Source organism: Nocardia aurantia (genome assembly GCF_009604425.1).
Lineage (GTDB): Bacteria > Actinomycetota > Actinomycetes > Mycobacteriales > Mycobacteriaceae > Nocardia > Nocardia aurantia.
Window position 1 is genome coordinate 33,243 of sequence record NZ_WEGI01000014.1, and the last position, 14,871, is coordinate 48,113.

Consider the following 14,871-nt stretch of genomic DNA (forward strand, 5'->3'; position numbering starts at 1 on the left):
CATGACCGAGATCAAGCATGTGATCGGCAGTTTCGCCGAGGTGCCGCTGGGCAGCACGACCGACGCCGAAGTCACTGCCGCGCAGGTGGATTCGTTCGTCGCGGATACCGCCGCGGCCACCGGGTACACGCCGGATCAGCTGGTGTGGTCCACCCCCGAGGGCATCGACGTGCCGCCGGTGTTCACCCGCGCCGACCGGGACGGCATCGTCGCCGAGGGCTATCCGCTCGACAGCGTGCCGGGTGTCGCGCCGTTCGTGCGCGGCCCGTACCCGACCATGTACGTCAACCAGCCGTGGACGATCCGGCAGTACGCCGGCTTCTCCACCGCCGCCGACTCCAACGCCTTCTACCGCCGCAACCTGGCCTCGGGCCAGAAGGGGTTGTCGGTGGCCTTCGACCTCGCCACCCATCGCGGCTACGACTCCGATCATCCCCGGGTGACCGGCGACGTCGGCATGGCCGGTGTCGCCATCGACTCGATCCTGGACATGCGGGAGCTGTTCGATCGCATTCCGCTGGACCAGGTTTCGGTCTCGATGACCATGAACGGCGCGGTGCTGCCGATCCTCGCGCTGTACGTGGTGGCCGCCGAGGAGCAGGGCGTCAAGCCGGAGCAGCTGGCCGGAACCATTCAGAACGACATTCTGAAGGAGTTCATGGTCCGCAACACGTACATCTATCCGCCGAAGCCGTCGATGCGGATCATCTCCGACATCTTCGCGTACACGAGCGCGAAGATGCCGAAGTTCAATTCGATCTCCATCTCCGGCTACCACATCCAGGAGGCCGGTGCGACGGCCGATCTGGAGCTGGCCTACACCCTGGCCGACGGCGTGGAGTATCTGCGCGCCGGTCTCGACGCGGGCATGGCGATCGACCAGTTCGCGCCGCGGCTGTCGTTCTTCTGGGCGATCGGCATGAACTTCTTCATGGAGGTCGCGAAGCTGCGTGCGGGCCGGTTGCTGTGGAGCGAACTGGTTCAGCAGTTCGAGCCGAAGAACGCGAAATCCCGTTCGCTGCGCACCCATTCGCAGACCTCCGGCTGGTCGCTGACCGCGCAGGACGTGTTCAACAACGTGGCCCGCACCTGTGTGGAGGCGATGGCCGCCACCCAGGGCCACACCCAGTCGCTGCACACCAACGCCCTCGACGAGGCGCTGGCGCTGCCCACCGACTTCTCCGCCCGCATCGCCCGCAACACTCAGCTGCTGTTGCAGCAGGAGTCGGGCACCACGCGGCCGATCGACCCGTGGGGCGGTTCCTACTACGTGGAGTGGCTGACCCACCAGCTGGCGCAGCGGGCCCGCGCCCACATCGCCGAGGTGGAGGCGCACGGCGGTATGGCGCAGGCGATTTCGGAGGGCATCCCGAAGCTGCGCATCGAGGAGGCGGCCGCCCGGACCCAGGCCCGCATCGACACCGGGCAGCAGCCGGTGATCGGCGTCAACAAGTACCAGGTCGACGAGGACACCCCGATCGAGGTGCTGAAGGTCGACAACACCCGCGTCCGCGCGGAGCAGAACGCCAAGTTGCAGAAGCTGCGCGCGGAGCGCGACTCCACCGAGGTCGAGCGCGCCCTGGCCGAATTGACCCGCGCCGCGGCCTCTTCCGACGGCGGCATGGACAATAACTTGCTGGCCCTGGCCATCGACGCTGCCCGCGCGAAGGCCACCGTCGGCGAGATCTCCGATGCGCTGGAGAAGGTGTACGGGCGCCACCAGGCCGAGATCCGTACGCTGTCGGGCGTTTACCGCGAGGAGGCCGGCAAGGTGACCAACATCAGCAAGGCCATGGCCCTGGTGGAGGAGTTCGCCGAGGCGGAGGGCCGCCGCCCCCGCATCCTGGTCGCGAAGATGGGCCAGGACGGCCACGACCGCGGCCAGAAGGTGATCGCCACCGCCTTCGCCGACCTCGGCATGGATGTCGACGTGGGCCCGCTGTTCCAGACGCCGGAGGAGGTGGCGCAGCAGGCCGCCGACAACGACGTGCACATCGTGGGTGTGTCGTCGCTGGCGGCCGGCCACCTCACGCTGGTGCCCGCATTGCGGCAGGCCTTGGCCGAAGCCGGGCGCCCGGACATCATGGTGATCGTCGGCGGCGTCATCCCGCCCGGCGATTTCGACGAGCTGTACGCAGCGGGCGCGGCGGCGATCTTCCCGCCCGGCACGGTCATCGCCGACTCGGCGATCGACCTGCTGCAGAAGCTCGCCGCCGACCTCGGCCACGAAATCGGGTCGAGCACAGACGAATCCGCCGGAGCCGAATGAGTGCGGACACCCCGCCGGGCCCGGCCGGGCATCCCGGCCACCCGACGGCGCGTGATCGTGCCACAGCCGCCGATCCCACCGGGTCCGGACCGGCGGCCGCGCCGCGGGCGCAACCGGAACACACCGGTGCCACCGGCACGGCGGCGATGAATTCCGGTGACGGCCCGGAGCGGGTCGGGGAGCCCGAAAAGGTTGCGGGGCCGGTCGATTCGGCCCGCCGTCCGCAGTCGCCCCCGATACCCGGCGAGGTTGCCGGGCCGGTGAGTGCGGATCGCGATTCGGTGCGAGGGTCCGCATCCGGTGTGTCTGCCGGTCCGGTGGATCGCGGGCCCGGTGTGTCTGCCGGTCCGGTGGATCGCGGGCCCGGTGTGTCCGCCGGTCCGGTGGACCCCGGGCCCGGCGCGGGTCCTGTCGCTGGACCCGATACGCATGGGAGCGTTGCGGATTCGGGGCGGGTGCCGGACGCGATTCCGGCGGCCGGCGCCGGGACGGCAGGCATCCGGTCGGACTGGACGCCGGCCGGGCATCCGCGGCTCGGCTCGGTGGCCGGCGTGGGCTCGGCCGCTCCGCGGGCGGCGGGTGCTCGTGCCGCCGGCCGGCGGGCGATCGACGTCGACGCGTTGGCGGAGGGCGTGCGCAAGGGTGAGCGGCCGGCGTTGGCGCGGGCGATCACGCTGGTGGAGTCGACACGCGGCGACCATCGGGAGCAGGCACAGCAGTTGCTGTTGCGCGTGCTCCCGGATCCGGGGGGCGCCGAGTCGAATCGAGTGGGCATCACCGGCGTTCCGGGGGTGGGCAAGTCGACCTTCATCGACGGGCTCGGCATGTATCTGATCGGGCAGGGACACAAGGTCGCGGTGCTCGCCGTCGATCCCTCCTCGACCCGCACCGGCGGCTCCATCCTCGGTGACAAGACGCGGATGGCCCGCTTGTCGGTGGAGCGAGACGCGTTCATCCGGCCGTCGCCGACGGCGGGCACACTCGGCGGCGTCGCCAAGGCCACCCGTGAGACGGTCGTGCTGCTCGAGGCCGCCGGCTACGACGTGATCCTGATCGAGACCGTGGGCGTGGGCCAATCCGAGGTGACGGTCGCCAACATGGTCGACGTGTTCTGCTTCCTCACGCTGGCCCGCACCGGCGATCAGTTGCAGGGCATCAAAAAGGGCGTACTGGAACTCGCGGATCTGGTGGCGGTCAACAAGGCCGACGGCCGGCACGAGATCGAGGCCAAGGCGGCGGCGCGAGAACTCCAGGGCGCCATGCGGCTGATCCATCCGCGCGAAAGCCTCTGGCGGCCACCGGTACTCACCATGAGCGGCCTCAACGGCACCGGCCTGGACACCTTCTGGGATACCGTCCTGCAACACCGCCGGGTGCTGACCGAGGCGGGGGAATTCACCGAGAAACGCCGCCGCCAGCAGGTCGACTGGACCTGGACCATGGTGCACGATCAACTCCTGCGCCGGCTGGCCGACAACCCGAACGTGAAAGCCGTCCGCGCCCGAGTGGAACAGCAGGTTCGCACCGGTTCGCTGACTCCCGCCTTGGCGGCGGAGGAGATTCTGCGGACCTTCGACAACTAGGCCGTCTCTGACTGTGCGGTGGATGGGGTGCCGCAAGGAATCGTGTCACCGGACGCACACGAGCCCGACCTGCCGGGTCGACGCACACGAGCCCGACCTGCCGGGTCGACGCACACGAGCCGGGTCTGCCAGGTCGATGCGCACGAGCCCCATCGGTCGCTGGTCGACGTGCACGAGCCTGGCCTGTCGCCCGGTCAGTGCCAGCGCAGACGTCCCGGATAGTGCAGGTGCGGACGTCCCGGACAGTGCAGGTGCGGACGTCCCGGACAGTGCGGGTGCGGACGCCTCGGATAGTGCAGGTGCGGACGCCCACGACAGTGCAGGTGCAAACCTCCCGGACAGTGCAGGTGCAAGACCTCCCGGTCAGCGCCAGTGCAGGTCGCCGATCAGTGCCGTCTCCGAACCGCCGTCGGCGAAGATGATCTGTCCGGTCACGAATCGGTTGTCCGCGCCGGCGAGCCAGCAGATGAGTTCGCCGACCCACTCCGGGTGCCCGGGAAAGCCGCCGTACGGTTGTGGCGCTGACGCTTCCACGGCGGTGCGTGTCTCTTCGTTCGCGAAGATCCAGGCCGCCGCGGGGGTGTCGACGACGCCGGGTGCGACGGCGTTGAGGGCGATGCCGGCGCCTGCCCAGCGGGGTGTCGCGGCGACCGTGCGTACCCAGCGATTCAGCGCGCGCTTGGCTATGCCGTAGGCGCCGGTAGGGCCGCCGAGGGAGGGGTCCGCGTCGAGGTAGGCGAGGGCGGCGGCCTCGTCGCCGTCGAGACATGCTCGCATGACGCGCTCGTCCGCGGGTGCCAGCGACGAGGTCGACGAGACGACCACGGCCCGGGGTGCCGCACTCTGCGCCAGCAGCGGCCGTAACCCCTCGAGTGTCGCGACGGCGCCGAAGTAGTTGGTTTCGAGCAGGCCGGTCCTACCGCCGCCCGCGATGGCGAGCACCGCGTCGATGGGGCCACGCGCGGTGACCTGGTCGACCAGCGACTGCCGTCCCTCGGGGGTGGACAGGTCCGCCTGGACGTCGGCCTCGTGGAGATCGCAACCGATGACCTCGGCGCCGCGCTCGCGCAGCATTGTCGCGGTCGCGGCGCCGATGCCCGATGCGGAGCCGGTCACGACGTACGTCCGTCCGGGAACCGTGGTGTCTGTCATTGCCGAGTCCTTCGTATGCGGGGCCGGGGAGGCGTTCGTGTCAGGGTTGTGCGCTGGTGGCGCGGTCGAACAGTTCGACCAGTTCGTTTTCGCACACAACGGGATCGAGGCCGGCGGAGAAGAGCGGGACGACACCGTCGATGGAGGCTCGCAGCGCTGCCGCCATGACCTGCGGATCGAAAGATCGGAAGGCGCCGGTTCGCTGTCCCTGCTCGAACAGGCGGGCCAGCCCGTTCTGCGATTCGATGTGGTGCCGCTCCCAGGCCTCATGACCGCCGTTGAGCAGGATCTGCTGGAGCGCCCGCATCTGCGGCAAGTGGCCGGCGATGAACGCCACGTTCGACCGGATGACGGCGGCGAGCAGGTCGCGGGCCCCGGTCACAGCCTCGAGGGCGGACCGCACTGACGCCTCGGCGTCGGCGGCGATCTGATCGGCAACGGCCGCGAACAGCTCGTCCTTGCTGGAGAAGTGGTAGGTGATCAGCCGCTTGCTGCTGAGCCCGGCCGCCGTGCAGATGGCTTCCAACGTGGTGGCCTGATAGCCGAGTTCGCCCAGCAACGCGATCGCGGTGCCGGTGATCTGCTCTCTGCGGGCCGCGGTCGCCGCCTGCCGGGTGGCCATCACCTACGCACCGGCTCGCCGGCCGCGGGGACGGTTACCGGTGGGTGGCGTCGCGGCGCATCGTGATCGCGACCATCGCCGACGTGTTCGTTATCCACGCGGATAACATTATCCGCGTGGATAACCAACGGCAAGCGGGACGCCGGCCGACCCTGTGCCGATCAGTCGATCCCGAACAGCCGGGCCCCGTTGTCGTGGCAGACCGCGCGTAGCCAGTCGTCGCCGAGTTCCAGCCGCTCGAGCGCGTACAGCGCATGGCCGTAGGCGTAGGGGATGTTGGGGAAGTCGCTGCCGAACAGGATGCGGTCGCCGAGGTCGGCGAGCCGGGGGAGGGCGGTGGCCGGGAAGGTGTCGACCGCGTCGAAGAAATCGGTGAACGTCATGGTGGTGTCGAGTCGCACGTGCTCGTAGCGGTCGGCGAGGTCGAGGAACGCGGTGTACTCCGGGGCGCCGAGGTGTGCGATGATCAGCCGCAGTGCCGGAAAGCGTTGCAGCAGTTCGGCGATCGGCTCGGGGCCGGTGAACCGGCCGGGTACCGGGCCGGAGCCGCAGTGGATCACCACCGGGGTGCCCGCGTCGGCGAGCAGCGCCCAGACATCGGTGAGCAGCGGATCCATCGGGGAGAAGTCGCCGACCTGGATGTGCACCTTGAATATTCGGGCTCCGGCGGCCAGCGCGGTCGCGACGTAGCCGGCCGCGCCGGGCTCGGGGTAGAACGTGGCGGTGTGCAGGCAGTCGGGGGTGGCGGCGGCGAATTCGGCGGTCCACTCGTCGAGCCAGGCCGCCATACCGGGCCGGTGCGCGTACACCAGGGCCGTGAAGGCGCGGACGCCGAAGTCGCGCAACGTCTTCAGGCGCTGCTCGGCGCCGTCACGATAGGTGATCGGCCACGGCCGCGCGGTCATGGGACCGGCCGCGTCGAAGTACGCCCACACCTTCCGCATCACCGATTCCGGCATGAAATGCGTGTGCACGTCGACGATTCCGGGCAGGCCGAGCCGCCGCTGGAAATCGGCGACGTACCCGGGTTCCGCGCCGTGCATCCGAACCTCCTACCGCTCCGGCGGATACACCGCGCGGGCGAACGTGCCGACCTTGTCGATCATCCGCTCGAAGAACACGGCCGGGTCGGTGCCGATCACGATGTCCGCGTTGGGTTCCCGGCCCCACATGCCGGACCGGTCGGCGACGGTGGCGCCGCGGGTGAGGGTTCCGGTCAGCTCCACGTCCACGGTGGCGGGACGGGTGACGGCCAGGGTCGGGTCCAGCGCCACGGCGGCCGCGAACGGGTCGTGCATGTGGGCGAGGTAGCCCTGGTCGTATTGCTGATGGAATTCGAAGTAGAACCGCACCGCGTCGGTGAGGAACCGGACGATCGGATTGCTGGCCTTGGATCGGGAGCCGGGCGGATCGGTCTCCGAGACCTCCTGTGCGGGAAGGCTTTCCGCGACCTCGGCGAGCCGGGTGAGATGTGCGGGGAACATCTCGATCGTCTCCGTGACGTCGAGCCCGCACACCAGCGGCCGCGGGTGGGCGTGGGCGGCGCCGAAGGCGTCGAAGACCTCTTTCCACGCCTCCGGGTCGACATGGACGTTCCATTCGCTGGTCGGGGTGGTGTTGCCGGGGTGGTCGAACGCCCCGCCCATCACCACCAGCCGTTTCAGCAGCAGCGGCAGTTGCGGCTCGATCCGCAGGGCCAGTGCGAGATTGGTGAGCGGGCCGGTGCACAGTCCGATGATCTCGCCGGGATGCTCCCGGACCAGATCCACCCACATCCGGGCGGCCGTCCGCGGTGACAGCGGCCGGGGCGAGGGCGGTAATTCGGCGTAACCGATGCCCTGCGGCCCGTGCGTGTCCTCGGTGGTGCGCAACGGGATCGCCAGCGGCGTGTCGGCGCCGAGCGCGACCTCGACGGCGGGCGCCCGGCACAGATCCAGCAATGCCAGGTTGTTCGCCGCGACCCGGCGCGCGGGAACGTTGCCCGCCGTGGAAGCGATGCCGACGATCTCGGCATCGTCGCAGGCGAGCAGGTAGAGCAGCCCGAGGGAATCGTCGATGCCGGTGTCGACATCCATGATGATCTTCTGGCGCACCCGGACAGCTTAGGCCCGGGGCACCGGCGCACCGGCAACCGGGATACGCCCTCAGTAGACCGGCAGTTCGAAGCCGTCGTCCTTCGGCATGAACATCTTCCGGGTCAGCGGCATCACCACCGGCGAGGTGAGGATCCGCATGCTGAACCGGCCCATCGCGGCCACGACACGGGAGGAGGGCAGCATCATCTTGATGCCGCCGCCGGGCATCTGCTTGGCGGTGGCGAGGAACGGCGTCACCTTCTCCTCGTAACGGGCCAGCGCGCCGGTGAGATCGCCCGGGGTGGAAGCGATTTCGCCCGCCAGCAGGTAGGCGCCGACGATCGCCATCGCGGTGCCCATGCCGGTCATCGGTGAGCCGCAGTAGCCGGCGTCGCCGAGCAGGACCACCCGGCCCGTGGCCAGCGACGGCATGTCGACCCGGGTGAGCGAGTCGAAATAGAAGTCGTCGGCGTGCTCTATCGTCTCCAGGACGAGGCGGGCGTGCCAGCCGGCGCCGGCCAGCATGTCGCGGATCAACTGCTTCTGCGCGGCGACGTCGCGGCGCAGCGCCGGATTCTCCGGGGTACGCAACGTGAGGATGGCCTTGGCGGTGGCGGGATCGCGGTCGGGCCGGATGGCGATCGCCGCGCCGAGCACGGTGTGCATCGCCATCCAGCCCGGTTCGATCCCGGCCGGGGTGGGGATGGTGAAGAAGGCGCAGTAACCCTCGAGGTAGGTGGCGAACCGCTCCTCCGGTCCGAAGGCCAGCCGCCGGGTGGCCGAGTGCACGCCGTCGGCGGCGACGACCAGGTCGTAGCGGCCGGTGCGGCCGGAGGCGAAGGTGACGTCGGCGCCCTCGGGGTTCTGCTCGATGGCCTCGATCCAGTCGCCGTAGCGGTAGTCCGGGTCGCCGGCCTTGGCGATCTCGTCCAGCAGCACCTGGTTCAGGTCGCCACGGGTGATCTCGATCTCGGCGACCGGTCCGGTGCCGTCCATCGACTCCATCGACATCCGGGCGTATTCGCGGCCGGACCCGTCGACATAGACCAGGCCGAGTTCGTGCAGCTGGTGGCGGCGGATGCCCGGCAGCAGGCCCATCCGCTCGGCCGCCTCCTTGCTGGGCCCGCGCAGGTCGACCGCCTGCCCGCCCGGCCGCGGGGCCTCGGCCCGCTCGACGACGGTGACCTGGACGCCGGCCCGGAGCAGTTGCAGCGCAAGGGCATTCCCGGCGATTCCGCCACCGGCGATCAGGACGTGGGTGGTGCTCATGAGGTGGGTCCTTTGCTTGGTTCGAATGTCTCAGACATATGTGTAACACGGTCTGGCACGGGTGTCTAGAACAAATGTCTAAGACGCTGATAGGGTGGTTGGCATGGGAAACCGTGAAGATCTGCTGGCGGGCGCCCGCAAGGCCATCCTCGAACGGGGACTGGCGAAGGTGACCGCCCGTGACATCGCGAGCGCCGCCGGGGTGAGCCTCGCGGCCATCGGCTATCACTTCGGCTCGAAGGACCGGCTCATCGCGGAGGCGGTGCTGGAGGCCATGGGCACCGAGATCGGCGACGACTTCGAGGCGGTGATCCGCGCGGCGGCCGCCGGCCGCACGCCGGCCGAGTCGCTCGCCCCGACCGTGGACGGGCTGCTGGGCATCCTCGAGCGGAATCGCGACCAGCTGGTGCTCGGGATGGAGAACGGCATGGCCGCCACCCGGTCCCCGGAGACCCAGGTCATCATGGCCGACGCCACCGACCGGGCCTGCGTGGAACTGGCTGCGACCCTGCGAGAGTCGTTTCCGGACATGGCGGAGGAGGACGCCTCGGCGGTCGCGAAGTTCTACTTCACGATGTTCCAGGGGATCGCGGTGCTGTGGCTGCTCGCCCCGGCCACGAACCTGATCACCGGCGCGGAGTTCGCGCGGGTGTTCCGGGCACTCGGCTGAGTCCCGCCCGCGCGGGCCCGCTAAGGTCACCGGCGGGAAACCGTGCGGAGAGGGAGCGAAAGATGCTGGGGCGCATACCCGCAACCACGTGGCTGCGGCAATTGCGTTCCGCGACCGACCCGGGCACCGTGCTGGTGTGCTTTCCGCCCGGCGGCGGATCCATCGGCGCGTTCCGCGAGCTTGCCCGGGAATTCGACTCCGGCACCGCCGTTTTCGCGGTCCAGTACCCCGGCCGCCAGGACCGGCTGGACGACCTGCCGCTACCGGGCCTCGCCGCCACCGCGGAGCGGGTCACCGCGGACCTGCTGACCTGGCCGCCGGTGCGATTCGCCCTGTTCGGGCACAGTATGGGCGCGACGATCGCGTACGAGACCGCGCGCCTGCTGGAGGCGCGTGGCCGCACGGTGACCACCCTGTTCGCGTCGGGGCGCATCGCCCCCGACGCGCCCTACGACGGCGACCTGCATCGCGGTACGGACGCCGGCCTGATCGACGAATTGGCCCGGCTGGCAGACGATCCGGCCTCGGTGGAGATTTTGCGCACCGAGCCGGCGCTCGCGGAGCTGGTACTCCCCGCGGTCCGCAGCGACTACCAGGCGGTCGAGACCTACGTTCATCGTCCCGGAGAACCGTTGCGCTGCACCATTTCCGTGTTGCTCGGCGAGGACGATCCGACCGTCACCACCGAACAGGCCCAACGCTGGCGTGCCCACACCACCGGCGAATTCGAGCTCACCACCTTCCCGGGCGGGCACTTCTATCTCGACACCCGGCCCGCCGAGGTGGCGCGGCTGATCACGGCCCGCGTCGGCTGACGGCATCCGTTACCGGCCGGTCCGAGTCGGCATCGGGTTCTTCGGGTTCGCCGGCATCCGGCGAGCGGCGTGCACCACTGGAAAGGCGGTAGAGGCGTCGAGACGGCAATGCTCGGCGATTCCTCGAGGTCCACGGCCGGACGCCCGGCGACTGGCTGGTCCGCGAGCGGCTCCGGCGGGCCAAGGAGCTCCTCGAACTCACCGACCTGACGATCGACCGCGTCGCCTCGCAGTCCGGCTTCGCCACCGCCGCCGGCCTGCGCGCCGCCTTCGCCCGCCACCTCCACCTGGCGCCCAGCGACTACCGCAACACCTGGCGCGCGGCCTGAATGCCGCACCGGCACAGCACAATCGGCGCTCTCGGCACGGGCCGGGGACCTCGGCGCCGGCTCACCGCTGCCCGGCATCGGCGGCCGGCGGATGTCGCGGGGATCCGCGCAGCACCTGGAAGCCGGCGCGGGAGACCACGCCCGGGATCCGCCGCGCGGCCTGCCGATGCCGGACCCGGGCGGCTTCGGGTAGCTCGTCCCACGGGAGCGCCACGGCGTCGTCGTGGGGGTGTGCGCCGGTACTGTGCGCGGTGATCCGCTGCTCGATCCAGCGCTGGTATTCCAGGCGTGCCAGCATCCGGACCTCCGCGTCGCTGAAGGTCGCCGCCGGTGTCTCCTCACCCGCGGGCACCATGAAACAGCCGATCGCGGCGAGGTTCTCACCGATCCGGCGTGCCTGTGCGCGACAGTCGCCGCGTTCGCGATCGGAGAGTTGCTCCCAGCCGCGCAGCACGTCCGCGTCGGGCGGCGCCTGCCGGCCGCCCATGGCCGTGTGGACCCGTGCCTGATGGTCGACGCGTTCGCTGGTGTCGTGCACCGCCTGTGCCAGCTGTTCGGTGACCTGGGTGCTGACGTAGCCCGTGAGGCTGCCGATCACGCGGTCCTGTGCGGCCAGGCGCTGTGCCATCCGGCGGCATTCGAACAGCACGGCCTGCGCGTTGAGGAAGGTCTGTTCGGAGCGGCGGTCGCCCGCCCGGCCGAGCACGTCCTGGCCGACCATGATCACGATCATGAACACCAGCTGCGCCAGCGTCGAGAGGAATGTCATGAACATGAACGGGTACCGATCGAATCGCTGAATCCCGGTCTGGGCCAGCACGATCCACAACACCTGCGTTCCCGCCGCGAGATAGAACGCCCACACGCTGCCCAGTCGTGTCGCGAGCCACGCGGCCAGGCGATCGTTGCGGCCGACCGCCTGGTCGGCGGCCCGCGGCGGGTCCTGCACCCGATGCTGCTCGATCCACGGGTGCGGGCTGGTCTCGAGCAGACTCAGCCCGCGGCTGAGCACCCGATCCTGCCGGTCCAGATGCGCCTGCAGATCGGCGACCTGAGCGAAGATCGCCTCGGCGTTCTCGTAGGTCTGCACCGAGCGACGGTCGGCCGCGGCGGTGAGCACCCGCTGCCCGACCAGGATGATCAGGCACAGCATCAACTGGGCGACGTTGTTCAGGAAGAGCAGGAACGGGAAGGGGTACGGGTCGAGCCGATGCAGCGGACCCCGTCCGGCGGCCGACGCCATGTATCCGGTGAAGGCCGCCAGCACCACGTACAGGGCGGGCATCGACCCCACCCACCGGGTGACCGCCGCGGCGACGGCGGCGTTGACACCGATTCGCTCGTCGGCCATCGTCGCCGGCGACGGTTCCACCCCGGTCGCCGGATCACTGTCGCTCACGACTTCCCGCCCTCCCATGTACGACCGAATTCCACAGCGCGCCTGGGTGGATGCGAGTGTGGAAGACCGTACGGGCTCCCCCTGCCACCCTGCTCGCGCTGCCCCCGGCGTCCGGCCGTTCTCGTCGGTGCTCCCGGTTCGTCCGATGACGTTCGGCTGAACCGACATTCGTGGTCACACGATACCGGTTCAGCGGCTCGGGGTCCCAGATTCGTTATCACGCAACGACTTCGACGGGAGGTCAGTGCGGGTGCCGAGTCGGGGGTGGCGACCGTTCGCGATCTCCGATATCGAGTGCGGCGCGGTTTGCGAACCGGGTTCCGCATTCCGGTACGCTGCGGGCATGGAGCCTGATCTCGACCCGAAGAACATCGTCGGGTCCATCATCAAGGGGTCGCGGCTGCTCGACCTCTACACGACCGACCGCCGCGAACTGTCGCTGAGCGAGTTCACCCGGGAGAGCGGCTACAACAAGACCACCACCTACCGGCTCCTGCAGACTCTGGTCGCGGTGGGGTGGCTGGTCCGGTCGGCGAACGGCGACTATCGCCTGGGTCCGCGGCTGCTGGTCCTGGGCGCGATCGCGCGGGCCGATCTCGATCTGCGCAACGAGGCGCTGCCGTACATGCAGCGGCTGGCGGACGAATTCGGGGACACCGCGTTCCTCATGGTCCCGGGCCCGCACGGCGCGGTGACGATCGAGACGATCGTGGGCAGCAATCCGGTGCGGGTGCACGGCCTCGCGGCCGGGGCCGTGCTGCCGTATCACGTCGCGGCCGGGCCGGTCGTGCTGGCGGCGTTCTCGCCGGAGATCGAGGCGGCGGCGCTGGCCGGGGAACGCCGGCGGTTCACCGACCACAGCACGACCGAGCATGACGCCTTGCGGGCCAAATTCGCCGAGGTCCGCGAGCAGGGGTACGCCTTCAGCGCGGAGGACTACATCGACGACGTGTGCGCGGTCGCGGCGCCCGTGCTCGGTCCGGACGGGTACGCGCTGGCGTCGCTGAGTGTCGGTGGCCCGACCAATCGCTTCGCCGAGGGTCTGCGCGAGCGGGCCGTGGCGCGCGTCGTCGAGTTCGCCGCCGATTTGTCCGCCCATCTGAACTCCTGAGCCCGGCCGCACTCCGCCCCGGCCGGTCCGTGCGGTCCGGGGTGGGTGGCCGGGCGCCGGGTGCGTTCCGAACAGGCGTATTTTGCCGACGAACGGAGGCTCCGGCCGCTCGGGTCCGCCGATTACCGGGCATTTGCCGCGAAATGTTGACGCAGATCACTCCGCCGGTTTAGTGTGACCGTATTCCGAACCACGGTTCGGAATACGGAACGGACCATATGACGGTCATCACAAGTCTCGACCGAGCGGGCGACGTCTGCGGCGCCCGGTTCGGTCGAGCCGCCCAGCCCAACGGCGAGCTAGGAGACTCCGTGCGCGGAACGACATCCCCCATTCGGACACGGCGAGGCATGCGCCGGGCGTGGTACATCGCCGTGGCCGTGACAGCGGCCACGGCGCTCACCGCGACCGCATGCGCGAAGGACGGCAGCGGCGGCGGCAACGCGACGATCAAGCTCGGCATGGTGGTCGCCGAGACCGGCCCGATCGCCGGCGCGGGCAAGACGTTCGCGAACGGGGCGCGCATCGCGGCCCAGGAGATCAACGACGGCGACCTGATCGGCGGCGGCAAGAAGATCGAACTGGTCGCGAAGGAGGGGTCCGAGGATCCGGCGAAATCGGCCGGGGTCGTGTCCCAGCTCGTGGCCGACAAGGACGTCACCGGCATCGCGTGCTGCATTCTGAGCACGGTGGCGGGGGCCGCGAAACCGATCGCCGACAAGCAGAAGGTCCCGCTCGTGCTGTGGGGCGCGACCGATGTGAATCTCGCCGAACCGCCGTACGTGTTCCGTACGGTGACCATGCCGCAGCCCGCCAACGAGAAGCTGGCGCAGACCGTCGCCCAGCAGAGGAAGCCGGCCACCGTCGCCTACGGCGTGGTGACCGACAACTCGGGGATCGTGTCGCAGGCCGACGCCTTCAAGAAGGGCATGACCGAGGCCGGCGTGCGCAACGTCGGCCAGGTCGACACGCTCTCGACGCAGACCAACTTCACCGGCGCGGCGACCGACCTGATCCAGAAGAACGCGGACGCGATCGTCGTCGTCGGCACCCAGTCGAACGCGGTCGGGCTCATCGCGGCCCTGCACGACAAGGGTTACGCGGGTCAGGTCGTCAGCGGCGAGACCATCAGCGGCACCGGCGTGTACAAGTCGCAGCCGGCGGCCCTGGGCAGCGTCCCGTTCCCGGTCTACTTCCTGGCCGGTTCGGCCACGGGCGCGGGCAAGACCTTCGCCGCGGACTACAAGGCGAAGTACGGCGACGATCCGGACGACTATGCCGCACAGGGCTTCACCGCGATCTGGACCATGGCCATGGGCCTGAAGGCCGCCGGTCACGACACCACCCGCGCCGGACTGGCGAAGGCCCTCGGCCAGATGACCGAGCTCGACACCGTCTACGGGAAGGTCACCTTCGACCACGGTCAGCTCAACGCCGCCCCGAGCGTGCAGGCCGTCCACTACACCGCACCGGACGGCGCGATCGCGCCCTGGACCCCCGGTAACTGACGCTCCACCCGAGCGCCGCGGAGCCGCCGCCACCGCGCGGCTCCGCGGCCGCTGACCGGGCACTATCCC

12 protein-coding genes and 1 pseudogene are annotated in these 14,871 nt (G+C 69.9%); 7 read left to right on the forward strand and 6 right to left on the reverse strand.

Going from position 1 to position 14,871, the window contains the following annotated elements; translation table 11 throughout:
• The first annotated feature begins 1 nt into the window (after position 1).
• Entirely contained in the window at positions 2–2,269 is a 2,268-nt protein-coding gene (scpA, locus tag NRB56_RS29890; protein WP_153347694.1) for a methylmalonyl-CoA mutase, read from the forward strand.
• Positions 2,270–2,811: 542 nt separating this feature from the next.
• Positions 2,812–3,852 (forward strand): methylmalonyl Co-A mutase-associated GTPase MeaB, encoded by a 1,041-nt coding sequence (meaB, locus tag NRB56_RS29895; RefSeq protein ID WP_406603550.1) that lies wholly within the window; start codon positions 2,812–2,814, stop codon positions 3,850–3,852.
• Between the two features lie 363 nt (positions 3,853–4,215).
• Here the strand turns inward: meaB and NRB56_RS29900 are convergent, their stop codons facing one another.
• The 5 genes from NRB56_RS29900 to NRB56_RS29920 form a co-directional block, all read right to left on the reverse strand.
• Entirely contained in the window at positions 4,216–5,004 is a 789-nt protein-coding gene (locus tag NRB56_RS29900) for an SDR family oxidoreductase (RefSeq protein WP_153347695.1), read from the reverse strand.
• 40 nt (positions 5,005–5,044) lie between these two features.
• Positions 5,045–5,626, reverse strand: a complete 582-nt coding sequence (locus NRB56_RS29905) for a TetR/AcrR family transcriptional regulator (protein ID WP_153347696.1) — start codon at positions 5,624–5,626, stop codon at positions 5,045–5,047.
• Positions 5,627–5,787: 161 nt separating this feature from the next.
• A complete protein-coding gene (locus NRB56_RS29910; RefSeq protein ID WP_153347697.1) occupies positions 5,788–6,669 on the reverse strand; it encodes an amidohydrolase family protein in 882 nt (293 codons plus the stop codon).
• A 9-nt stretch (positions 6,670–6,678) separates the two neighbouring features.
• Entirely contained in the window at positions 6,679–7,701 is a 1,023-nt protein-coding gene (locus tag NRB56_RS29915) for a nucleoside hydrolase (protein WP_153347938.1), read from the reverse strand.
• Between the two features lie 69 nt (positions 7,702–7,770).
• Complete coding sequence (locus NRB56_RS29920) at positions 7,771–8,970, reverse strand: FAD-dependent monooxygenase (protein WP_153347698.1); 1,200 nt, start codon at positions 8,968–8,970, stop codon at positions 7,771–7,773.
• A 103-nt stretch (positions 8,971–9,073) separates the two neighbouring features.
• Here NRB56_RS29920 and NRB56_RS29925 point away from each other — a divergent pair, with 103 nt between their 5' ends.
• From NRB56_RS29925 to NRB56_RS29935, 3 genes and pseudogenes are all read left to right on the forward strand, one after another.
• Complete coding sequence (locus tag NRB56_RS29925) at positions 9,074–9,640, forward strand: TetR/AcrR family transcriptional regulator (RefSeq protein WP_153347699.1); 567 nt, start codon at positions 9,074–9,076, stop codon at positions 9,638–9,640.
• 62 nt (positions 9,641–9,702) lie between these two features.
• Positions 9,703–10,455, forward strand: coding sequence for a thioesterase II family protein (locus NRB56_RS29930; RefSeq protein WP_153347700.1), 753 nt, complete (start codon positions 9,703–9,705; stop codon positions 10,453–10,455).
• 122 nt (positions 10,456–10,577) lie between these two features.
• Positions 10,578–10,784 (forward strand): annotated as a pseudogene (locus NRB56_RS29935) (helix-turn-helix domain-containing protein); the annotation flags it as partial.
• 61 nt (positions 10,785–10,845) lie between these two features.
• On the opposite strand, the gene NRB56_RS29940 reads toward NRB56_RS29935, so the two are convergent.
• A complete protein-coding gene (locus NRB56_RS29940; RefSeq protein WP_194291040.1) occupies positions 10,846–12,183 on the reverse strand; it encodes a DUF1003 domain-containing protein in 1,338 nt (445 codons plus the stop codon).
• Between the two features lie 343 nt (positions 12,184–12,526).
• Between NRB56_RS29940 and NRB56_RS29945 the strand changes: the two genes are divergently transcribed.
• Both NRB56_RS29945 and NRB56_RS29950 read left to right on the forward strand, forming a co-directional pair.
• Positions 12,527–13,294 (forward strand): IclR family transcriptional regulator, encoded by a 768-nt coding sequence (locus NRB56_RS29945; RefSeq protein ID WP_153347702.1) that lies wholly within the window; start codon positions 12,527–12,529, stop codon positions 13,292–13,294.
• Positions 13,295–13,668: 374 nt separating this feature from the next.
• Positions 13,669–14,802, forward strand: a complete 1,134-nt coding sequence (locus NRB56_RS29950) for an ABC transporter substrate-binding protein (RefSeq protein WP_194291041.1) — start codon at positions 13,669–13,671, stop codon at positions 14,800–14,802.
• Positions 14,803–14,871 lie beyond the last annotated feature (69 nt).

Excerpts from the sequence above, each read along its gene's own strand:
- NRB56_RS29905 (WP_153347696.1), bottom strand. The coding sequence starts at position 5,626 with ATGGCCACCCGGCAGGCGGCGACCGCGGCCCGCAGAGAGCAGATCACC.
- NRB56_RS29915 (WP_153347938.1), bottom strand. The coding sequence starts at position 7,701 with ATGGATGTCGACACCGGCATCGACGATTCCCTCGGGCTGCTCTACCTG.
- NRB56_RS29925 (WP_153347699.1), top strand. The coding sequence starts at position 9,074 with ATGGGAAACCGTGAAGATCTGCTGGCGGGCGCCCGCAAGGCCATCCTC.
- NRB56_RS29910 (WP_153347697.1), bottom strand. The coding sequence starts at position 6,669 with ATGCACGGCGCGGAACCCGGGTACGTCGCCGATTTCCAGCGGCGGCTC.
- NRB56_RS29930 (WP_153347700.1), top strand. The coding sequence starts at position 9,703 with ATGCTGGGGCGCATACCCGCAACCACGTGGCTGCGGCAATTGCGTTCC.
- NRB56_RS29920 (WP_153347698.1), bottom strand. The coding sequence starts at position 8,970 with ATGAGCACCACCCACGTCCTGATCGCCGGTGGCGGAATCGCCGGGAAT.
- scpA (WP_153347694.1), top strand. The coding sequence starts at position 2 with ATGACCGAGATCAAGCATGTGATCGGCAGTTTCGCCGAGGTGCCGCTG.
- NRB56_RS29945 (WP_153347702.1), top strand. The coding sequence starts at position 12,527 with ATGGAGCCTGATCTCGACCCGAAGAACATCGTCGGGTCCATCATCAAG.
- NRB56_RS29900 (WP_153347695.1), bottom strand. The coding sequence starts at position 5,004 with ATGACAGACACCACGGTTCCCGGACGGACGTACGTCGTGACCGGCTCC.